13 protein-coding genes, 1 tRNA gene, 2 pseudogenes and 1 riboswitch are annotated in these 20992 nt (G+C 72.1%); of the genes and pseudogenes, 9 read left to right on the top strand and 7 right to left on the bottom strand.

The annotated features are described in order from the left end of the window. Window positions 1–400: 400 nt before the first annotated feature. A complete protein-coding gene (locus ACFYSH_RS09485; RefSeq protein ID WP_359477408.1) occupies window positions 401–955 on the bottom strand; it encodes a MarR family transcriptional regulator in 555 nt (184 codons plus the stop codon). Window positions 956–1093: 138 nt separating this feature from the next. Here ACFYSH_RS09485 and ACFYSH_RS09490 point away from each other — a divergent pair, with 138 nt between their 5' ends. Beyond that, window positions 1094–2392, top strand: coding sequence for an MFS transporter (locus tag ACFYSH_RS09490; RefSeq protein ID WP_359477421.1), 1299 nt, complete (start codon window positions 1094–1096; stop codon window positions 2390–2392). Window positions 2393–2399: 7 nt separating this feature from the next. On the opposite strand, the gene ACFYSH_RS09495 is transcribed toward ACFYSH_RS09490, so the two are convergent. Beyond that, window positions 2400–4073: a SpoIIE family protein phosphatase gene (locus tag ACFYSH_RS09495; RefSeq protein WP_359477405.1), complete on the bottom strand. Its 1674-nt coding sequence runs from the start codon at window positions 4071–4073 to the stop codon at window positions 2400–2402. 329 nt (window positions 4074–4402) lie between these two features. Next, entirely contained in the window at window positions 4403–5842 is a 1440-nt protein-coding gene (locus ACFYSH_RS09500; RefSeq protein ID WP_359477402.1) for an FAD-dependent oxidoreductase, read from the bottom strand. Between the two features lie 334 nt (window positions 5843–6176). On the opposite strand from ACFYSH_RS09500, the gene ACFYSH_RS09505 reads away from it, so the two are divergent. From ACFYSH_RS09505 to ACFYSH_RS09515, 3 genes and pseudogenes are all read left to right on the top strand, one after another. Further along, the gene (locus ACFYSH_RS09505; protein ID WP_388751675.1) at window positions 6177–6986 is read left to right on the top strand and encodes a TetR/AcrR family transcriptional regulator; all 810 of its coding nucleotides are present in this window, start codon (window positions 6177–6179) and stop codon (window positions 6984–6986) included. Between the two features lie 124 nt (window positions 6987–7110). Further along, window positions 7111–7245 (top strand): annotated as a pseudogene (locus ACFYSH_RS09510) (IS481 family transposase); the annotation flags it as partial. Between the two features lie 37 nt (window positions 7246–7282). Then, window positions 7283–7462, top strand: a pseudogene (locus ACFYSH_RS09515) (NPCBM/NEW2 domain-containing protein); the annotation flags it as partial. Window positions 7463–7589: 127 nt separating this feature from the next. Here the strand turns inward: ACFYSH_RS09515 and ACFYSH_RS09520 are convergent. After that, complete coding sequence (locus tag ACFYSH_RS09520; protein WP_359477397.1) at window positions 7590–9701, bottom strand: asparagine synthase-related protein; 2112 nt, start codon at window positions 9699–9701, stop codon at window positions 7590–7592. 942 nt (window positions 9702–10643) lie between these two features. Between ACFYSH_RS09520 and ACFYSH_RS09525 the strand changes: the two genes are divergently transcribed. The 4 genes from ACFYSH_RS09525 (at window position 10644) to ACFYSH_RS09540 (ending at window position 15954) form a co-directional block, all read left to right on the top strand. Further along, the gene (locus tag ACFYSH_RS09525) at window positions 10644–12164 is read left to right on the top strand and encodes a sporulation protein (RefSeq protein ID WP_359477394.1); all 1521 of its coding nucleotides are present in this window, start codon (window positions 10644–10646) and stop codon (window positions 12162–12164) included. A gap of 169 nt (window positions 12165–12333) precedes the next feature. Then, window positions 12334–13590 (top strand): L-2-hydroxyglutarate oxidase, encoded by a 1257-nt coding sequence (gene lhgO, locus ACFYSH_RS09530; protein WP_388751678.1) that lies wholly within the window; start codon window positions 12334–12336, stop codon window positions 13588–13590. After that, window positions 13580–14431: a tRNA (guanosine(46)-N7)-methyltransferase TrmB gene (trmB, locus tag ACFYSH_RS09535; protein ID WP_388751992.1), complete on the top strand. Its 852-nt coding sequence runs from the start codon at window positions 13580–13582 to the stop codon at window positions 14429–14431. The genes lhgO and trmB overlap by 11 nt, the downstream gene beginning before the upstream one ends. A 71-nt stretch (window positions 14432–14502) precedes the next feature. After that, window positions 14503–15954 carry a PrsW family intramembrane metalloprotease gene (locus ACFYSH_RS09540; RefSeq protein ID WP_388751680.1) on the top strand — a complete coding sequence of 484 codons (1452 nt, stop codon included), beginning with the start codon at window positions 14503–14505 and terminating at the stop codon, window positions 15952–15954. A 131-nt stretch (window positions 15955–16085) separates the two neighbouring features. Here ACFYSH_RS09540 and ACFYSH_RS09545 read toward each other — a convergent pair whose 3' ends face one another. From ACFYSH_RS09545 to ACFYSH_RS09555, 3 genes are all read right to left on the bottom strand, one after another. Further along, window positions 16086–17126 (bottom strand): M23 family metallopeptidase, encoded by a 1041-nt coding sequence (locus tag ACFYSH_RS09545; protein ID WP_388751681.1) that lies wholly within the window; start codon window positions 17124–17126, stop codon window positions 16086–16088. 11 nt (window positions 17127–17137) lie between these two features. After that, window positions 17138–17290: riboswitch (cyclic di-AMP (ydaO/yuaA leader) on the bottom strand. A 232-nt stretch (window positions 17291–17522) separates the two neighbouring features. Then, window positions 17523–18680 (bottom strand): PP2C family protein-serine/threonine phosphatase, encoded by a 1158-nt coding sequence (locus tag ACFYSH_RS09550; protein WP_388751683.1) that lies wholly within the window; start codon window positions 18678–18680, stop codon window positions 17523–17525. Window positions 18681–18956: 276 nt separating this feature from the next. Further along, a tRNA-Met gene (locus ACFYSH_RS09555) sits at window positions 18957–19030 on the bottom strand. A gap of 449 nt (window positions 19031–19479) precedes the next feature. Between ACFYSH_RS09555 and ACFYSH_RS09560 the strand changes: the two genes are divergently transcribed. After that, window positions 19480–20865, top strand: a complete 1386-nt coding sequence (locus tag ACFYSH_RS09560) for an FAD-binding oxidoreductase (protein WP_359477379.1) — start codon at window positions 19480–19482, stop codon at window positions 20863–20865. Window positions 20866–20992 lie beyond the last annotated feature (127 nt).

Consider the following 20992-nt stretch of genomic DNA (forward strand, 5'->3'; position numbering starts at 1 on the left):
TCCGACTCTATCAGACTCTTTCGTGTCCGATTCCCGGCCGAAGCGGGTTCCTGCTGTTTCGCTTTCCAGTTCTTCGCTTTCGCGTTTCCCTTTCCGGCGAGTCCGACTCTATCAGATCCTTTCGGGCCTGATTCCCAGTCAGCGGGGTTCGTCTTCCGGGCTGTTGGGCCCTTCCGACGCTCAAACTCTAGCGGATTCTCCCGGCGACTCATAATCGAGTCTGTGAATTGAATTCCGGGCATGCCGAAATTCTCCCCGGTGGGAGATCGTGCTGAGTTTGTTTGCCGCAGGTGCGGCGGATCGGCTGCCTGTCGGACCGTACCGGCTCCGTGACAACTCGAAGAACCTTACGGATGCGCAGGAGGCGTGTCAACCCCTCCCCGCGCCCCGCCTCCGGCCCTCAGTCCAGGTCGGTGAGCCGGCCGCCGGCGTCCGGCTGTTCGTGCTCCACCCGGCGCAGGAGACGGATCAGGCTCTCGCCCAGCGCCCCGCGCTCCTCACCCGAGAGGTCCTGGAGAAGGTCCTCCTCGAAGGTGGTGGCCATACGCATCGCCTCGAGCCACTTCGTCCGCCCCTCGTCGGTCAGCTCGACGATGACGCGCACCCGGTTGTTCTCGTCCCGGTCCCGGGTGACCAGGCCCTCGCCCGCCATGCGGTCGATGCGGTGGGTCATCGCCGCAGGAGTGAGCCCGAGCCGCTTGGCGAGCTCGCCCGGCCCCAGTCGGTACGGGCTGCCCGACAGGACGAGGGTCTTGAGTACCTCCCACTCGGCGTTGCTGATGCCGAGGGCGGCGACCTGTCTGCCGTAGGCGACGTTCATCCGGCGGTTCAGCCGGCCCAGTGCGGAGACGATCTGCTCGACCTGCGGATCGAGGTCCCGGAACTCGCGCTGATAGGCCGCGATCTGCTCGTCGAGGCTCGGCTCCTGGAGCTCGGGCCCGGTGGTGTCAGACATGGCGGGCAGTATGGCACGCCCTCCATCGCCTTCGAAGTCCTTCATGATGAAGACTTCAGCATCGAACTTTAGTGTTAAAGTCTACGGGTTCGTGTTCTTGAAGTTCGGCTCTTGAGGTAGGTGAGTGTGACCAGGGAGATGGGTGCAGCGCTGCGGCGGATCCAGCTGGGGAGTGCGCTGAGTGCGTTCGGCCTCGGATTCACCGTCCCGTATCTGTACGTCTACGTGGCACAGGTACGGGATCTGGGCGCGGGTACGGCAGGGGTCGTACTGGCGGTCTTCGCGATGGCGGCGCTGGCCGTACTGCCGTTCACGGGCCGTGTCATCGACCGGCGCGGCCCCCTGCCCGTGCTGATCGTCGCCGCCGGCGTGGCGGCCGTGGGCGCCAGCGCCCTGGGCTTCTCCAACGGCGTCACGTCCGCCGTTCTCTCCGCCGCGGTCCTCGGCGCGGGCACCGCGGTCATGCAACCGGCGCTCGCGACGATGCTGGTGTGGTGCTCGAGCGCGGCCACCCGTACCCGCGCCTTCGCCATGCAGTTCTTCCTGCAGAACCTCGGGCTCGGGATCGGTGGTCTGGCCGGCGGGCAGCTGGTGGACGTCGGCCGGCCGTCGAGCTTCACCGTGCTGTTCCTCATCGAGGCGGCGATGTTCGTGGTGCTCGGCGTGGTCGCTGCCACGGTGCGCATGCCGCACGGCCCCTCCGTCACGGGGGCGTTGCCCACCGACGGCACGGCGGCCAAGCCCGGACTGCGCGTGCTGCTCTCGCACAAGGCCATGGTGCAGCTGTGTGTGCTGGGCTTCGTGATCTTCTTCGCCTGCTACGGACAGTTCGAGTCCGGTCTCGCCGCCTACGGCACCGAGGCCGCCGGAATCGATCCGTCCACCTTGGGCATCGCGCTGGCGGCCAACACGGCGGTCATCGTCCTCGCGCAGTTCGTCGTACTCCGTCTCGTCGAGCGGCGGCGGCGCAGCCGGGTCATCGCGTGGGTCGGTCTGATCTGGGCCTTCGCCTGGATCGTGGCGGGGTACGCGGGTCTCGGACACGGCAGCCAGACCATGGCGACGGCGGCGATGATCTCGACGTACGCCCTCTTCGGGCTGGGTGAGGCGATGCTGTCGCCGACGGTGGCGCCGCTCGTCGCCGATCTGGCGCCGGAGGCCATGGTCGGTCAGTACAACTCGGCGTTCGCCCTGGTGAAGCAGCTGGCCCTGGCCGTCGGGCCTGCCGTGGGAGGGCCCATGGGGGCGTCGCTGCACGGGCCGTACATCGTGACCTTCGTGCTGTTCTCGCTGGGCATCACCGTGCTGGCGCTCAGGCTGGGCCGTCAGCTCACGCCCGTACAGGACCAGCCGTCGCTCGAGGTGGCGCCGTCCAGGGTGGTCGCCGTGTCGCTGCCGGAGAGCGAGCCGGCCGGCGCGCCCACCGGCGTGCGCTGAGGAGAGATCAGCTGGGGAGTGCGAATTCGCACCAGACCGCCTTGCCACCGCCGGGGGTGCGGCGGCTGCCCCAGGACGAGGCGACGGACGCGACGATGGAGATGCCGCGTCCCGCCTCGTCGGCGGGTTCGGCCCGGCGGCGGCGGGGCAGGTGGTCGTCCCCGTCCGTCACCTCGATGATCAGGCGTCGGTCGGTCCGGCGCAGGCCGAGGCGCATGGGCGGGGTCCCGTGCTGGAGGGAATTGGCCACGAGTTCGCTCGCCGCGAGGACACCCACGTCGCAGAGCTCCACGGGAAAGCGCCAGGACGCCAGGACACCGGTGGCGAACGCGCGGGCCCGTGGAGCGGCCTCGATGCCGCCGAGCAGTTCGAGTGAGGCGTTGTGGAAGAGCTCGGCGGTCGTACCCGTACGGGCGGGGTGCTGGACCACGAGGACCGCCACGTCGTCGTCGTGTTCCGCGGTGACGCCCAGGGAACGGATGAGCCGGTCGCAGACCACCTGGGGTGATCCCTTGGCGCCGGACAGGGCGCGCTCCAGGGCGGCCACGCCCTCGTCGATGTCCTCGCTTCGGCGTTCGACCAGGCCGTCGGTGTAGAGGACGGCCGTGGAGCCGGGCGGCAGGGCGATCGTCCCCGAGGTGTGGACCCAGCCACCCGTGCCACCCGTGCCGAGCGGCGGTCCGGTCGGGCCCTCGGCGCGGTGGACCGTGCCGTCCTCGTCGCGCACGAGGATGGGGAGGTGCCCGGCGGACGCGTAGACGAGGTGCCCCTCGTTGGGGTCGTGGACGGCGTAGGCGCAGGTGGCGATCTGGCTGGCGTCGATCTCCGCGGCGAGTACGTCGAGGAGCTGGAGCACCTCGTGCGGCGGCAGGTCGAGGCGGGCGTAGGCGCGGACGGCCGTGCGCAGCTGGCCCATGACGGCGGCGGCGCGCACACCGCGCCCCATCACGTCGCCGATGACGAGCGCGGTCCGGCCGGCCCCCAGGGTGATCACGTCGTACCAGTCGCCGCCGACCGCCGCGTCCGTGCCGCCCGGCTGGTAGGTCGCGGCGATGCGAAGGTCGTCGGGCTGTTCGAGGTCCTGCGGGAGCAGGGAGCGCTGGAGGGTCACGGCGGTCTCGCGGTGACGCCGTTCGCTGGCGCGGAGCCGCTCCGCCGCCTCGGCGTGGTCGGTGACATCGGTGGCGTAGACGAGGACGCCTGCTCCCCCGTCGGGCCCGTCCGGGTCTCCGGTGGCCACGGGGGTGCAGGTCACCGTGTACGAGCTGCCGGCCAGGACCTTGCGGGACTTGACCGTACGGGGGGTGCCGCTGCGCAGTACCTGGTCCATGAGGGGCAGCAGGCTGAGCTCGGCGAGCTCGGGCATGGCCTCCGATGCGGGTTCGCCGCAGGGGCGGGGACCGAAGGCCGACGTGTAGGCGGCGTTGACGTAGGTGATGCGGTGCTCGGGGCCGTGGAGCAGCGCGACAGGTGCGGGAAGCCGTCCGAGGAGCTCGCGGGCCGGCAGGGCCTCCAGCGCGGGCCCTGGGCCGGAGGGCTCCGGGGTCTCGTCCGGTGACGTGGCCGGGGTGTCCGGCCCTACGGCCTCGACGCGGGCGGCGGGTACGGAACTGTGGTCGTCCTGCGCGGCGGCTCGACGCTGCGTTCCAGGAAGGCGGGCGCTCCAGCGCGTGAAGTTCACGGAATTTCTGGCCTCGTGTGTCGGTCTGGTCCGCTCGGGCGAGCTGTTTCTTCTGCTGATCCTGTGGCCGGTGCCCGTCCGTCCTCCTGTGGGGGACGGGGAGCCGGGGCCGGGCTTCCGGGAACGCGCAGCCGGGCCTCGTGGTGCTGTCGGTCGCCGTCGGCCGTCACTGCAGGTGACTGCCCGCCGGGTAACTCTGCGCAGGTGTGAGCCCACCAATGGTCACACGACCAGTGTGACCGACCGTACTGACAGGTGCCGTACGGCAGTCGGTCCGACGGCTGAACTCCAGCCGTTGCGGGGCCCGCCGGAGCGCGGTGACCCGCGGGTCAGCCGGACGTGTCCGGTGGCCGGCCGTCCTTCGGCGGAGTTCCTCCCGGAGGACCCGGAGGTACGTGTCCACGGGCAGCGAGGGCGAATTCGGCACGCGGGTGTTCGAGTGACCCGAGGGAGACGATCTCCCGTTTGAAGAGCCCGGCCAGGGTCCACTCGGCAAGGACACGCGCCTTCCGGTTGAACGTGGGTACGCGACTGAGGTGGTAGACGCGGTGCATCAGCCAGGCCGGGTACCCCTTGAGCTTGCGACCGTAGACGTGCGCGACACCTTTGTGCAGGCCGAGCGAGGCGACGGAACCGGCGTAGGAGTGCCGGTAGTCCTCGGCCGGCCTGCCGAGGAGCGTGGCCGCGATGTTGTCCGCGAGCACCTTGGCCTGGCGCACCGCGTGCTGGGCGTTCGGCGCGGTCTCCGTGCCCGGCTCGGACGCGGTGAGGTCCGGGACGGCCGCCGCGTCCCCGGCGGCCCAGGCGTGGTCGGTGCCGTCGACGGCGAGCGTGGTGGTGCAGCGGAGCCGGCCGCGCTCCGTGAGGGGGAGGTCGGTGGCGGCGAGGATCGGCGCGGGTTTGACCCCGGCTGTCCACACCAGGGTGCGGGTCGGGAAGCGCGAGCCGTCGCTGAGCACGGCCACCCGTCCTTCACAGCTGTCCAGCCGGGTGTCGAGCCGTACGTCGATGTTGCGGCCCCGCAGTTCCCGGACGGCGTACTTGCCCATGGCGTCGCCGACCTCCGGCAGGATGCGCCCGGTCGCCTCGACCAGGATCCACCTCAGGTCCGCTGGTTTGATGTTGTGGTAGTACCGCGAGGTGTAGCGGGCCATGTCCTCGAGCTCCGCGAGCGCCTCCACCCCCGCGTACCCGCCGCCGACGAAGACGAAGGTGAGGGCCGCGTCGCGGATGGCGGGGTCCCGGGTGGCGGACGCGATGTCCATCTGCTCGATGACGTGGTTGCGGAGGCCGATGGCTTCCTCGACGGTCTTGAAACCGATACCGAAGTCGGCGAGGCCCGGCACCGGCAGGGTGCGCGAGACGGATCCGGGCGCCAGCACGATCTCGTCGTACGGGATCTCCAGGGCGCCGGTGCCGTCCTCGCCGGTGGCGAGCGTCGTGACCGTCACGGTGCGCTTGGCGTGGTCGACCCGTTCCGCCTCGCCGATGACGATCGTGCAGTTCTTCAGGACCCGGCGCAGGGGGACGACGACGTGACGCGGCGAGATCGAACCGGCGGCGGCCTCGGGAAGGAACGGCTGATACGTCATGTAGGGCTCGGGCGTGACCACAACGATCTCGGCCTCACCACTTCTCAGTCTCGGTCGCAGTTTCCGCTGGAGACGCAGCGCGGTGTACATCCCGACGTAGCCGCCGCCGACGACGAGAACGCGCACGCTGGGCCGGGTGCCGGGGGGCGCGCCCCGGGAATCTGGTGCCTTCACCATCCCATGACGCAACGGAGTCCGGTGTTTGTCCACAGGCCCGGCAATTTGTGTGACCGGAGCTCTTCGGCTGCACGGCGGGCTGTGGCACCCTCCCGCCCCCGCAGCTCTGCAGGTCAGACACACCGGGAGGGCGGACCTGCGGGGCTCGGAGCAGGGTCCGACCGGCCCTTGCTCCGATCGGGGGGCGCCCGGTGCGGAACTACCCCCTTCTGAATTGACGCATGCTCAACTATGTTCGTATCCCGTCGGGGTGTCGGATTCGGACCAAGGTCCGCACGACCGGCTGACAGGGCGGGGAAGTCTCCGGGGGGAGACGTCATAACCGGGGGAAGTTATGCACATTCAGGATTTTCATGGACCGAGCGCTGTCACCTCTTCTGTGGAGGACCATGGGCGGCTCAGCCCTGTGGGAGCGGTCGGGGCCGTAGCGGTAGCAGGAGTGACGGGCGGAACAGCCCGCTCCGCGCCGCTCCGCGTGGACGCACAGCGCAACCTCGAACACGTCCTGCGCGCCGCACGTGAGGTGTTCGGAGAGCTGGGGTACGGCGCACCGATGGAGGACGTGGCACGCCGCGCGCGGGTCGGCGTCGGTACGGTCTACCGGCGTTTCCCGAGCAAGGACGTACTGGTGCGCCGAATAGCCGAGGAGGAGACCGCGCGGCTGACCGATCAGGCGCGCTCGGCCCTCGGCCAGGAGGACGAGCCGTGGTCGGCGCTCTCCCGCTTCCTGCGGACGTCGGTGGCCTCGGGTGCGGGACGGCTGCTGCCGCCGCAGGTGCTGCGCGTCGGTGCGGAGCAGGACGAGCGGGCCCTGGCAGCGGGCTCCGACGCCGCCGACGGCGAGACGCGCGTTCCGCACCAGCGGCAGGGAGCGGAGCCGTCCGGGCTTCGGGTGGTCGGCCGGCAGGCCGGCGACGACAGGCTCGACGACGGCCCGGGATCGGCCGAGCTGCTCGAGGTCGTGGGCAGGCTGGTGGACCGGGCCCGTGAGTCGGGTGAGCTCCGGGGTGATGTGACGGTGGCCGATGTGCTGCTGGTCATCGCCACCGCGGCGCCGGCTCTGCCGGATCCCGCGCATCAGGCCGCCGCTTCGGCCCGACTGCTGGACATCCTGCTGGAGGGTCTCCGCTCCCGCGCGGCCTAGGTGTATTGATCACGAGCGTTGTTGACACTCGGTAGGTCTTGAACATGACGAAGACCTCCGGTGTGGTGGGAGCTGTCTAGGAACTCACCGCACGGAGGTCTTCGTTTCCCACCGTAATGCCCGGCTGACCGTCTTCGGTAGGCGCCTGTTGGTCGAACGGGTCTGCTCGGGTCGCCCGGTCGCCCACGTCGCAGCCGAGATGGGCATATCGCGGGCGACGGCTCACAAGCGGGATCGGCGCTCCGCTGAAGGCGGGGATCGCCGCCGCGGTGGCCTTGGCGGCCGCCGGCGGACTCGCCGCGCGGTTCTCCGTGTACGGAGGCGACGGGGCGCGGCTGTGGCAGTCCCCCGTGCTGCGGGGCGGTGCGCCCGCGGTGCCGGTGAGCGTCGGCATCGAGGGCCAGGAAGCGATCAGGCTCGTCGTGGAGCCGGCGGAGAAGGCCGGCGGGGTCGCGCCGGCCGACTGGGCCGCGTCACATCAGCTGCCGCTGAACTCCTCGGCGGCATCGGTCAGGAGGCCGAGGACGTCGTCCGGGCTCAGGGCGAGCCCCCCGTTCGCTCTCCCCCGGGCGCCGGCCCGTACGCGTGTGCGGGAGCCGGTGTCTACGACTGCAGGGTTCGGCGGGCCGGGACGACGCCGCCGGCCACGGCTCGCTGCCGCGGGGCCGCCGTGCCGGTCCAGCAGGTGCCCCGGCGCGTGACCAGACGGCGGAGCCAGAGCTCCGTGGACGCCAGCTCGGCCAGGCCGTCCAGCGGGAGCGGTTCCCCCTCGGAGGCGGCGCGCAGTGCCTTGCGCACGACGCGTGCCTCGATCAGGCCCGCGTCGGCGAGCAGCGGGGCGTCGAAGAGGGCGATCAGGTCCGGAAGGGCGGTCCGCAGACCGATGCGTCCGGCCGCGCTGGAGGTGGCCTGTGACGGGGCGCCCCAGCCGGGCGGCAGGTCGTGGATGCCGGCGCCCGCGAGGACCCGGCGCAGGATGGCGGCCCGGGCGCCCGGCTGGACGCGGAGTGACTCCGGGAGGGCGCGGGCCGCCCGTACGACCTGGTTGTCGAGGTAGGGGGCGTGCAGCCGCTGGCTGCGGATCTCCGAGGCCTGTTCCAGGATCCGCTGGTCGGCCGCGTGCCGGGCCAGTGCCGCGCGGGCCCTGGCCTCACCGGGCCGCTGGACCGAGGCGGGCCGGATCGCCGCCTCCTGGAGGCGAACCGATACTTCCGCGAGCGCCTCCCCGGTGAGCCAGCGTGCGGCCGGGCCCGGCCGTGACCAGGTGAGGGAGGCGAGCGAGGCGTCGGCCGGGGTGTCGAGGCCGGGGGCGTCCCGATGGGCGTCGGGCAGCAGGGACGCCGCCGTCTCGAGCCCGGTGCGGTACGACGTACGGGCCAGTCGGCGGGCGGCCCGGTAGACGGCCAGCGGGACGAACAGGGAATGCGCCGAAGGGCCTTCGGCCCTGGCGAGTGCGGCCACGGGCCGCAGGAGGTGGCGTCTGCGCCGGTCCAGCAGGAGGTCGGCCAGCCGCGCGGGGTGCGCGTCGAGGACCTGACGGGCGCCGTGCCCCACGAAGTGGTCCGCGCTGCCCGCGGCCAGCCGGCGGCGGTGGCGTTCGGCGACGACGAGGGAGGGTGCGGGTTCGTCGGTGAGCGGGCCGCTCTCCAGCGACGCGTACGGCAGGGCCTCCTCGCCCGCCGCCACGACCACATGGTGCAGGCGGGGGTTGGCGGCGATGACCCGGGCGCGCTCCAGCTCGTCCTCGCGGCCCTGGGTGGAGAGGTCGTTGAACGTGACGGCGAGAAGCCGTTCTCCCGCCCCCGTGCCATGGCCCAGCACGGTGCCCGGCAGCCCGGGCAGCCCCGAGGCCAGCAGGGCGAGCGTGGCGGACGCGCTGCCGCCGGAGAGGTCCGCCCCGATGCCGGGCACGGGCGCCCCACGGGCCGCGCGGCGGTCGGCGGGCCCCATACCGGGGACGGGGCCGGGGTCCGGCGGCTGGGTCTCCGGGGCGTGGCGCGGCGCCGTGAGCCGTGCGCGTACGGCTTCGACGAGCGCGTCCCGTACGCCGTCCACGGCGCTCACCGGATCGGTCTGGGCGGCCGCCACGGCGAGCGAGGCCACCGCCTCGTACCCGGTGATCTCGCGTGAGCCCTCCCGAAGGATCAACGCGTGCCCGGGCGGGATCCGCTTCACCCCGGCGTACGGAGTGCCGTCGCCCAGAGCCTCGGGGGTCTCGGGGCAGGCCAGCAGCGCGGCGAGGTGGCCGATGTCCAGCTGCGCCTCGATGAGGTCGGCGAGCGGGAGGGCGGCGGTGGCGTACGCGGTGCCGTTGGCCCAGGGCGTGTGGAAGACGGGGCGGGCCCCGGCGAGGTCCCCGACGACGGTGATGCGGCGGCCGATCTGCACGACGGCGGTGTAACTGCCGGACCAGGCGGTGAGGTGGCGCAGCGCCCCGCCGCGGGCGGCCAGCAGCCCTACGCGGAGCTGCTCGTCGGTGGCCCCGCAGCAGCCGAGGACGGCGAGGCGGGTGGTGGGGGCTCCCTCGGGGGTCGCGACCGTGATGATGCGGATCTCGTCGGGACGCCAGTCGCCCACGGCCCACAGCGGATCAGGGTCTCCCCACAGGAGTTGGGAGCCCACCGGATGCACGGTGCGCCCCTCCCCGTGGTGGCCGACCGCGCCCACGGTGCCGAAGCTCGCGGCGATACTGCTCCACCCCACCAACCAACGCACCGCCGCCTCCACAGGCTGTGGACGAACCGGCGCTCCAGGACACGGGGACGCCGTTGCGGGACATGCTGCCACGACAACGGCGCCCGGGAGGGTGTACGGGCGGCGCACACCTGATACGCATGCGCCCCTGGCAAAAGCCTGGCCACGGCCCTGCGGTTGCTCCGCAACGGAAGTGGAGCTTCCGGGAGTTGCGGGCATCGGCCCCGGAATCGGTCCCCCGCCTCGGCCGAGCCGCGGAACCGACGTAATCCGGCCATAGCCGGACGGCTTCGCGACGCCCGCTCCGACCGTCACTATTCAGCCAATCTCCGATCGTGGCGAAACCGCGCGTTTCGCCCTCGGAAGCTCGAAGGTGACGCTCTCACGCGCCCCTGCCCGCGGCCAGGGCGCGCCTCCCGCAGGTCCTCGACGGCACCCGGGAAGGCCCCGCCGAAGTGCGGCGACATGCGGGTCGGCGCATCCCCCCGGCGCGCCGGCCCGCACGTCGCCTTCTCCGAACCCCGCCCATGCGGCGCACAGTCCGGGAGGTGTTCGTCACCTCCCGGACCGGTTCGCCGCCCGCGGGGATTGGGGCGGCGGTCTCCCCCAGCCCGCTGTGTCCAGTTCAGCGGGCCGACCCACGCAGGACCCATCGAAGCGCTTGCTCACCGGCCGGACCAGAGCGCACGGCCGGGCGCACGGCCACACATCAGGAGCACGACGCCCACGCCCCCGCGCCGCACGGACAACATTCCCGCCATACGGAGGTCTGCCCCTTAACGGTGGGGATGCGGCGAACTACGCTGGGTGTACCGATGTTCTCAGCAGGGCGGCATATTCCACGGGGCTCAGCCAAATGCGTGTGCGGCCGGAGTGCCAGGGACCACACCTGGGGAGAACACGGTACGAATGCCGCGCGCCTGACGGTGACGCGGCGGCCGTCTGTGTGTCGAGGGGTGACGCATGTCCAGGGAGCAACGCGGGCCGAACGAGAAGCTCGGCACGGTTCTCGCCCTCGCGGGAATCAGTAACGCCGGGCTCGCCCGGCGGGTCAACGACCTCGGAGCGCAGCGCGGTCTGACACTTCGTTACGACAAGACCTCGGTGGCCCGGTGGGTCGCCAAGGGCATGGTGCCGCAGGGCGCGGCGCCCCATCTCATCGCGGCGGCGATAGGGGCCAAACTCGGCCGACCTGTCCCGCTGCACGAGATCGGGCTCGCCGACGCCGATCCGGCGCCCGAGGTCGGTCTGGCCTTCCCCCGCGACGTGGGCGAAGCGGTCCGGTCGGCGACGGACCTCTACCGGCTGGATCTGGCGGGCCGCCGGGGCGGCGGCGGCATCTGGCAGTCGCTGGCCGGTTCCTTCGCCGTGAGCGCCTATGCGACCCCCGCGTCCCGCTGGCTCATAACCCCGGCCGATCCGTCGGTCGCGCGGGACCCGACGGACGCCCGGGCCGCGATCCTCGGCACGGAGGGCGCACCGGGGGCACAGGGCGGGGTGCCCGTCCAGCCCGGCCCGGACACCGCGGGCGGTGTCGGTGGCGGTGTCGGTGTCGACGGACCGCTGCTGCGCGTCGGGCACAACGACGTGGCCAAGCTGCGCGAGGCCGCCCAGGACGCACGCCGATGGGACTCCAAGTACGGCGGCGGGGACTGGCGTTCCTCCATGGTCCCAGAGTGCTTACGTGTCGACGCCGCTCCGCTCCTGCTGGGCTCCTACAGCGACGAGGTGGGCCGGGCGCTCTTCGGCGCCTCCGCCGAGCTGACCAGGCTCGCCGGGTGGATGGCCTTCGACACCGGCCAGCAGGAAGCCGCCCAGCGCTACTACATCCAGGCGCTGCGCCTGGCCCGCGCCGCCGCCGACGTACCGCTCGGCGGTTACGTCCTGGCATCGATGTCGCTGCAGGCGACCTACCGCGGCTTCGCCGACGAGGGTGTGGACCTGGCGCAGGCCGCGGTCGAACGGAATCGGGGGCTCGCCACCGCGCGGACCATGAGCTTCTTCCGGCTCGTGGAGGCGCGCGCCCATGCCAAGGCCGGCGACGCACCGGCCGCGGGGGCCGCGCTCAGGGCCGCCGAGAGCTGGCTGGAGCGCTCCCGGACCGGTGACTCCGACCCGGCGTGGCTCGGCTTCTACTCGTACGACAGGTTCGCCGCCGACGCCGCCGAGTGCTACCGCGACCTCAAGGCGCCCCGTCAGGTGCGGCGCTTCACCGAGCAGGCGCTGTCGAAACCCACCGACGAGTTCGTCCGTTCCCACGGGCTGCGGCTCGTGGTGTCCGCGGTCGCCGAGCTGGAGTCGGGCAACCTCGACGCGGCCTGCGCGGCGGGGACGCGTGCGGTGGAGGTGGCGGGCCGTATCTCCTCGGCGCGCACCACCGAGTACGTACGCGACCTCCTGCACCGCCTCGAGCCGTACGGGGACGAGCCCCGCGTGGCCGAGCTGAGGGAACGCGCGCGTCCGCTCCTCGTCGCCCCGGTCTGACCCGAGCGGCGGAACAGCGGGGCCGACGAACCGCAGCCCGGGGGGAAGGGTGCCGGTACGCCCCGATTCCTCCGGATCCGGGGGCCGGACGCCCCGCCACGCACACGCCCGCCCTGGTTTGAGCCCGTTGTCAGTGGGTCAGTGCACTATCGGGGTGGGAGGTGGCGTGATGATGACGCACGCGGCGTACGACTGCGATGTGCTGGTGATCGGTGGCGGAATCGTCGGTCTGTCGACCGCGTACGCGATCACGCGCACCGCGCCCGGCACCCGGGTCACGGTGCTGGAGAAGGAATGGGGTCCGGCCCGGCATCAGACGGGCCGCAACAGCGGGGTGATCCACAGCGGAATCTACTACCCGCCGGGCTCGCTCAAGGCGCGCTTCGCCGTGCGGGGCGCCGCCGAGCTGGTGGACTTCTGCGCGGAACACGGCATCGCCCACGCGGTGACGGGCAAGCTGATCGTCGCGACCGACAGCCGCGAGTTGCCCCGGCTGCACGCCCTGGTGCAGCGCGGCCGGGCGCACGGCCTGCCGGTCCGGGAGCTCGGCCCCGCCCAGATCGCGGAGTACGAACCGCGGGTGCGCGGCCTCGCGGCGATCCGGGTCGGGACGACGGGGGTGGTCGACTTCACCGCGGTGGCCGTCAGGTTCGCCACCGAGGTGGGCGCCTCGGGCGGGGAGATCCGTTACGGCGCGGAGGTCGTCGCCGTCGACCGGCGCCCCTGGGGTGTCGCGGTGCGCACGGCCGACGGCCAGGTGGTCAGGGCCCGGGTGCTGGTCAACTGCGCGGGGCTGCACAGCGACCGGGTGGCGCGGCTCGCGGGCGACGACCCGGGAGCGCGCATCGTGCCGTTCCGCGGGGAGTACTACGAGCTGGCCAGGCCGGAGATGGTGCGCGGGCTGGTCTATCCGGTGCCGGACCCGGCGTTCCCCTTCCTCGGGGTGCATCTGACCCGGGGTGTCGACGGCACAGTCCACGTCGGTCCGAACGCCGTGCCGGCGCTGGCCCGCGAGGGGTACGACCGGACGGTCGTCCACCCGCGCGAGCTGGCCGCCACCCTGTCCTGGCCCGGCTCCTGGCAGATCGCCCGGCGGCACTGGCGGTACGGGGCGGGCGAGGTGCACAGGTCGCTGTCGAAGCGCGCGTTCACCCGGGCCGTCCAGCGGCTGCTGCCGGAGGTGACGGAGGCGGATCTGCGTCCCTCCCCCGCCGGGGTCAGGGCCCAGGCGGTCCTGCGGGACGGCACACTGGTCGACGACTTCCTGATCCGCGACGCCCCGCACACCGTGCACGTGCTCAACGCCCCGTCCCCCGCGGCCACCGCTTCCCTGCCCATCGGGAGGGAGGTGGCGCGACGGGCCCTGCTGCGGGCCGGCGCGACCGGCTGGACGCCTCCCGCCGTAGAATCGGGTCATTGTGTCTGAGCCCCTGAACCCCACCCCAGAGACTCCCGGCCCCGCCCCGGAACTGCCCGGCGCCGCGGACGCGGACGACGCGGCAGCAAGGCGCGCCGCCTCCTTCGAGCGCCAGCGCAGGCTGCGCCAGGAGCCCCGCTTCCCCGGAGGCCCGGCCGCCGATCCGGCGGGCTCGCACCACGAGCGCCGGATCCGCAGCTTCCAGCCGCGCCGCAGCCGGGTGACCACCGGCCAGGAGGACGCCCTCCAGCGACTGTGGCCCACCTGGGGCCTGGACATCGACGGCCGTGGCGTCCTGGATCTCCGCACGCTCTTCGACGGCCTCCCCGTGGTCCTGGAGATCGGCTTCGGCATGGGCGAGGCGACGGCGCAGATGGCGGCCGACGACCCGACCACCGGGATCCTGGCCGTCGATGTGCACACCCCCGGCCAGGGCAATCTGCTGGGGCTCGCGGAACGGGCCGGGGTGTCCAACGTCCGTGTCGCCAACGGTGACGCCATCATCCTGATCCGCGAGATGCTGGAGCCGGCCGCCCTGGACGGGCTCCGGGTGTACTTCCCCGACCCCTGGCCCAAGAAGCGCCACCACAAGCGGCGGCTGATCCAGCCGGAGTTCCTCGACCTGGTGGCGCCGCGGCTGAAGCCGGGCGCCGTCGTCCACTGCGCGACGGACTGGGAGCCGTACGCGGAGCAGATGCTGGACGTCCTCACCGCACACCCCCTGTTCGAGAACACCCAGGCCGACGGCGGCTACGCTCCCCGGCCCGCGTTCCGGCCGCTGACCCGCTTCGAGGGCCAAGGTCTGGACAAGGGACACGTCGTGCACGACGTGCTGTTCACCCGTCGCTGATCAGCCATCGCCCGGCCGGCCGGCCTCCCACGGCGTGGCCAGGTGTCAGTGGCTCTCGTTAGGGTCGTCCGGTGTCCGAGGGGTCCGTGCAACACCAGCAGCCGGTCGTCCCGGTTCTCGAGGAGCAGCGGCTCGACGAGTTCCTGGGCGGCGTCCCGGAGCGAGGCCAGTGGCGGTACCGGCCCCGCATCGTCGGCATGGTCTGGCGCAGCAAGGCGTTCAGAGCCGGCGCGGTGGTCACGGTGCTCGCGCTCTGCGGTCTGGTGATCCTGGCCCTGGTGCGCCGGCAGACGGGCACCGAGGGCTTTCTGGTGGGGCTGGGCCTGGCCGTGCTGCCCGTGCCGCTGCTGATGGCGGCGTTCCGCTGGCTCGACCGGGTCGAACCGGGGCCCTGGCGGAATCTGTTGTTCGCCTTCTCCTGGGGCGCGTGCGCCGCAGCGCTCGTGGCGATCATCGCCAACTCCTTCGCGACCCGGTGGATAGCGACGGCCACCGCGGACCCGGTGAGCGCCGACACCCTCGGGGCCACGGTCGTCGCCCCGGTCGTCGAGGAGACCGCGAAGGCCGTCGCTGTCCTGCTGATCTTCCTCTTCCGCAGACGGCAGTTCGGCGGGATCGTCGACGGCATCGTGGTCGCCGGCTTCACCGCGACCGGCTTCGCCTTCACCGAGAACATCCTCTACCTGGGCAACGCCTTCGGCGAGGACCAGCAGATGGGGACCACGGGCTTCGCCTCCGTGACGGCGGGGACGTTCTTCGTCCGTGCGGTGATGTCGCCTTTCGCACACCCCTTGTTCACGGTGCTCTCCGGCATCGGCTTCGGCATGGCGGCGCTCGGCGGCGCACGCCACCGGGTCCGCCGGATCGTCCTGCCTCTGCTCGGGCTCGTCCTCGCCATGGGCATGCACGCCCTGTGGAACGGCTCGTCGTCCTTCGGGCCGTACGGCTTCTACGCGGTGTACGGCGCGTTCATGGTGCCGTCCTTCGCCCTGGTGACCTGGCTGGCGATCTGGTCACGCCGGCGGGAGCTGCGCACGCTCTCCACCGAGCTACCGGTGTACGCGGCTGCCGGCTGGCTGACCTCCGCCGAGCCTCTCGCGCTGGCCTCGATGCGGGCGCGGGGCGTGGCCCGCGACATGGCCAGGCACTGGAACAGCCACCCGGACCGCGCCCGGGGCCGGGCCGCGGCCCGCGCCGTGGCGGAGTACGAGTCGTTCGCGACCTCGCTGGCCATGCTGCGCCGGAGGGCCCGTCATGACGGCGTGGGGCCGGACTTCGCCGCCCGCGAGCAGGAGTTGTTGCATCACCTCTGGCAGCGCCGGGACATCGCGGGCCCGGCCCTGACGTACGCGGCCCACGCGACGGGCCGGCTGCGCGTCCACCGGCCACCCGCGCCGCCGGGGTTCCCACGGCAGCTCCCTCACGGCGGGCCGCCTCCCCAGCACCTGCCCGCGCCGCACCGGCACTACGGCGGCTACAACCCGTATCTGGAGAACGGCAGGCACCGCGCCCCGCCGGATTAGAAAGCGTCCGGGTCAGGAGCCGTCCAGGCCAGGAGCCCGCCCGGGTCAGGCCGGAGGAGTCCGGGCCCCCGGACGGACCGGCGGCCCTGACGTCGGGGGGTGTCGTCAGGGCCGCCGGGGTTCTGAGGGGATCAGATCGTGAGGCCCTTGCCGCGCAGCCAGCTCATCGGGTCGATGCCCGAGCCGTCCGCGGTGTGGATCTCCAGGTGCAGGTGCGCGCCGGTCACATTGCCCGTCGCGCCGACGCGGCCGATCGTCTCGCCGGTGGTGACCCGCTGTCCGGCGGTCACATCCATCGAGGACTGGTGGCAGTACCAGACCTCGGTGCCGTCGTCGAGCTCCAGGACCGTGCGGTAGCCGTACGAGCCGGAGTAGCCGGCCGACTTCACCGTGCCGCTGTGGACCGCCTTGACCGGGGTGCCGGTCGGAGCCGCGAAGTCCAGCCCGGTGTGGTGCCCGGAGGACCACATCGAACCGGCCTGACCGTAGGTGGAGCTGATGTAGTACGAGGAGGTCGGGACGGCGTAGCTCGCGGCGAGCTTGGCGAGGCGCTCGGCCTCCGCCTTCTTCTTCGCAGCTTCCTCCGCCGCCTTCTTCTTCGCGGCTGCCTCGGCCTCGGCATCGCTCTGCTGCTTCGCCGCCTGGACCGTGGCCGCCTCGATCGCCGCCTGCTCCTCAGCGGCCTTGGCCTGGGCGTCGGCGCCGGCCTGCTGCTGCTCGGCCTGCTGGAGGATGCGGGCCCGCAGCGCTTCGCCGGCGTCGGTGGTGCCCTGCTGGGCCTCGGCGGCGGTGATGCCCGCGGTGGTGAGCGGGGAGGACGCGGCGACCGTCTCGTGCTCCGAGTCGGAGCCGTCGGACATGAACGCGCCCACGCCGGGCAGGGACTTGGCGTCGGGGAGATTGTCCGCGATGGAATCGGGAAGAGAGATGGAGACCGGCGGCTTGCTCTGAGCGGTGGCCATGCCACCCGCTCCCACGGCCGCGATGACGCCGACGCCGAGGACGGTGGAGCTACGGGCGAGACCGCGCTGCTTGGCTACGCGATGCCGGCCGCGCACGGGGCGGATGGACTCCTCGGTGGGGTTCCATTCCTCCCACGTCCTGTCCTCGTCACCGAGGCTGCCGGTCCTGAAGGATGACGGTGCCTCGGGGGCAGGCTGATTGGACGCCACGTGGGCGCTCTCCTTTCCTTCCTTCTCGCCTACCGGGTTAGCTGACGGGTTCGGAGCAGGAAGGTCTCCTACGGGCCCCTTCGTCTCTCACGAGACACAGGTGTCCGATTCACCCCATGTAGGTGGTTCCCCGGTTCCCTTGCGGAATTCGGCGCTGCGCACGGTGCCGCCTCTTGCGACGGCAGGTACAACCGCGCTGCGTTATCGAACGTTAATAGACACCCGGGTCCGAATCCAAGCTGTTCCTACAGATCGTTCGTCACTCCGGCCAGGACTTTCAGGGGCCAACCGGGCGCAAACGGGCGACTTCAGTGACCTTTGACCGACCAGCACTTTCTGACGGTGCGTCAAATGTTATGCGGAGCGGGGTCCTTCGACTACCGACGGTCGCGACGGTCATTCACCGTCCCGTCGCACGATCTTCACGGTCGTCCGCCGCTCCTGCTGGCCGCGCGCGGGACGTCCCACCGCCAGGAGCGCCAGGTCGTCCGTCGACCGGCCGCCGGTGTGCAGCCGTACGTCGTCGGTGAGCGCGGACAGCAGTTCCTCGGGCCCCGGGAACAGCCGGCCGCGCAGCCGGGCCGCCGGATCGTAGAAGACACCGTTCGCGTCCCGCGCCTCGGAAAGCCCGTCGGTGAACGCCAGGAACATCGCACCGGCCGGCAGCGTCCACTCGTCCGACCGGTCCGGCCACACGTCCAGCCCCATGCCGAGCGGCATCGCGGGCGCGGTCGGCGACAGTACGTCCAGCGCCCCGTCCGCGTGCAGCACGAGCGGCTCGGGGTGACCGCGGTTGACGACCCGCATCGTGTCCGAACCGGCCGGGATCTCCGCGAGGACGGCGGTGACGAACCCTTCCATGGAGTCGAGCCCGCCCCGCCGGGAGCCCTCACGGGCCAGCGCCCGCTCCAGCCGCTGGACCACCCCCTCCAGCGACAACTCCTGTTCCGCGGCCTCCCGGAACGCCCCGATCACGACGGCCACCGCCGCCACGGCGTCCAGCCCCTTGCCCCGTACGTCCCCGAGGACCAGGCGCACCCCGTACGGGGTGTTCGCGACGGCGTACAGGTCACCGCCGACGAACTCGTCCGCCTGCGCAGGCTCGTACCTCGCCGCGACCAGCAGCCCCCCGATCCGGTCCTCGGGCGTCGGGAGCACCGCGCGCATCGCCGTCTCCGCGATGACCCTGGCCGAGGCCAGCTGCTCGTTCCCGCGGCGCACGACGCGGTTGATGACGAGGGAGAGCGCGGCGACGGTGAACAGGGTCAGCAGATCGGTGGCCGGCACGACCTCGGCGAGCGTGCCGTCCGAGACCCGGATGGCGAGCACGACGAGGATCGAGACCACTCCCACCCGCACCGTCCCGGCCGGCGAGAAGAACGGCGCGGCGATCAGCGGGGCGGCCGCGAAGAACGGGACGGCCGTGACCGCGGGCGGCGTCACGAGGTCGAAGACCAACCCGGCGCAGATCATCAGGGCGGGCAGCGCGCGCACGAACCGCCGGGAACGAGCGTTCCCCACAGCGCCCCCTCGCCGTCCGTCCCGCTTCCCCACCTGTGCACTCCTGCCCGGTCCACCCACGGCTGCGGACGGTACCGCGCCCCGTCCAGGCTGATCGGAGCCGCGCCGAGCGGCGACTCGTCATCGGCCAAAGGGAGGAGTGCGCCGGAGCGCCACCCACCGGGGGTCAGCCGGAGAGCCGGTGCTGCGCGTGGATCGTCTGTGCATCCCGTACGAAGACGGCTGTTCCGTCTCCGTACCGATGGTAGTTCCTTCCCGGCATATGACAGTGGCCCGGATCCTCGAAAGGATCCGGGCCACTGTCTTCAGTAGCGGGGACAGGATTTGAACCTGCGACCTCTGGGTTATGAGCCCAGCGAGCTACCGAGCTGCTCCACCCCGCGCCGTTGTGATTGCAACTCTACGGCATCCAGGAGGGTGCTCCGACCACTTACGGCGCCCGCCCCTCTCCGCCCCCTCCCGGCCGGGGAACCTCCCGGCCCGACTCGATGCGACAACAAGGGGCGTGTGCCAGGGAGTTGCCCGGCACAGTGACGCGCCCAGGGGTGTTCGCGCACCCTCCGATCCTGCTCGTGGTGCGTCTGCGCAGGGGCACGACGGAGCCCGCCGCCGCGCCTCCGGGCGGACGTCCCGGCCGCACCGCTGGGATGACCCCACCGGGCCGGGCGCCCGCGATTGCGCGGCATCCGGAGCGGCGGGAGGCTGGGATCACAAGCCTTTCGGTGTTCGGTCCCGTCTGCGCGGCATCTCCGGGTGCCCGTGCCGCTCCAGCAGCCTCACCCGATGCGACGGTGGCAGGGGAGGCCGGGCGCATGCGCGTCAGGAGACGGTCATGGACGGCGCCCTGCTCGAAACGATGCGAACCACTCTGCGCGGCCCGGTCATCGGCCCGGATGATCAGGAGTACGCCCAGGCACGTACGGTCTACAACGCCATGATCGACAAGAGGCCGGCGGCCGTGGTCGAGTGCCGCGACACGGCGGACGTCATGGCGGCCGTCGATTTCGTCCGCGAACACGGCCTGGTCGTGGCCGTCCGGGGCGGCGGGCACAGCGGTCCCGGCCTCGGCCTCTGTGACGACGCCGTCACGATCGACCTGTCCCCCATGCGTGGCGTGCGGGTCGACCCCGCCACCCAGACCGCCCAGGCCGACGGCGGGGCGACGCTGGGTGACTTCGACCACGCGACCCACGCGTTCGGTCTCGCCACCCCGGCAGGAATCATGTCCACGACAGGCATCGGCGGTCTCACCCTCGGCGGCGGGCACGGCTACCTCACACGCAAGTACGGCCTCTCGTCGGACAACCTGGTCTCCGCGGACGTGGTCCTGGCCGACGGCAGCTTCGTCGCCGCGAACCCGAGCGAGCACCCCGACCTGTTCTGGGCGCTGCGCGGGGGCGGCGGGAACTTCGGCATCGTCACCTCGTTCGACTTCGAGCTGCACCCCGTGGACACGGTGGGGGTCGCCATCACCGTATGGCCCCTGGAACTCTTCCACGACGTCATGCGCTGGTACCGCGACTTCCTGCCGCAGGCACCGGACGATCTGTACGGCTTCTTCGCCTCGCTGACCGTCCCGCCCGGTCCGCCCTTCCCCGAGGAGATCCACGGGCGGAAGATGTGCGGGGTCATCTGGTCCTCGACGGCGGACCCCGAAGCCCTGGGCGAGACCCTCTCCGTGGTGAACGAACCGGGTCCGCCCGCCTTCCACTTCACCGCGCCGATGCCCTACCCGGCCCAGCAGTCCATGTTCGACGCCCTCATGCCGGCCGGTCTCCAGTGGTACTGGCGCGGAGACTTCTTCGACCGGATCTCGGACGACGCCGTCGACGTACACGCCTCCTTCGCGGAGAAGCTCCCCACCGGCCTGTCGACCATGCACCTGTACCCGGTCGACGGGGCCGCGGGCCGGGTCGGCCCCGACGACACCGCCTGGGCCTACCGCGACGCGCTGTGGTCCGGCGTCATCGCCGGCATCGACCCCGACCCCGCCAACGCGGCGGCACTGCGCGAGTGGGCCGTCGGATACTGGGAAGCGCTGCACCCGCACTCCATGGGCGGCGGCTACGTCAACTTCCTGGGCGCCGGCGAGTCCCAGGACCGGGTCCGGGCCACCTACCGCGGCCATTACGACCGGCTCGCGGAGGCCAAGCGGGCCTACGATCCGCACAACCTCTTCCACGCAAACCAGAACATCGAGCCCGCACCGCCGCACTGACCGTCACCCCGGGTGCGCAATACCGGGGGAAAGCCGTGCTGGGAGGGTTACAGTCTGCATGCACCGCATGATGATTCCGGACGCCCCCGGAGCGGCGCGGCACCGGCAGCGGCACCTCGTCGCCCTA

Origin of the sequence: Streptomyces sp. NPDC005791 (assembly GCF_042871485.1) — a bacterium.
Lineage (GTDB): Bacteria > Actinomycetota > Actinomycetes > Streptomycetales > Streptomycetaceae > Streptomyces.

What these genes read in the sequence shown, in the direction of transcription:
- ACFYSH_RS09485 (WP_359477408.1), bottom strand. Translation starts at nt 955, where the DNA reads ATGTCTGACACCACCGGGCCCGAGCTCCAGGAGCCGAGCCTCGACGAG.
- ACFYSH_RS09490 (WP_359477421.1), top strand. Translation starts at nt 1,094, where the DNA reads ATGGGTGCAGCGCTGCGGCGGATCCAGCTGGGGAGTGCGCTGAGTGCG.
- ACFYSH_RS09500 (WP_359477402.1), bottom strand. Translation starts at nt 5,842, where the DNA reads ATGGTGAAGGCACCAGATTCCCGGGGCGCGCCCCCCGGCACCCGGCCC.
- ACFYSH_RS09505 (WP_388751675.1), top strand. Translation starts at nt 6,177, where the DNA reads ATGCACATTCAGGATTTTCATGGACCGAGCGCTGTCACCTCTTCTGTG.
- ACFYSH_RS09525 (WP_359477394.1), top strand. Translation starts at nt 10,644, where the DNA reads ATGTCCAGGGAGCAACGCGGGCCGAACGAGAAGCTCGGCACGGTTCTC.
- lhgO (WP_388751678.1), top strand. Translation starts at nt 12,334, where the DNA reads ATGATGACGCACGCGGCGTACGACTGCGATGTGCTGGTGATCGGTGGC.
- ACFYSH_RS09560 (WP_359477379.1), top strand. Translation starts at nt 19,480, where the DNA reads ATGGACGGCGCCCTGCTCGAAACGATGCGAACCACTCTGCGCGGCCCG.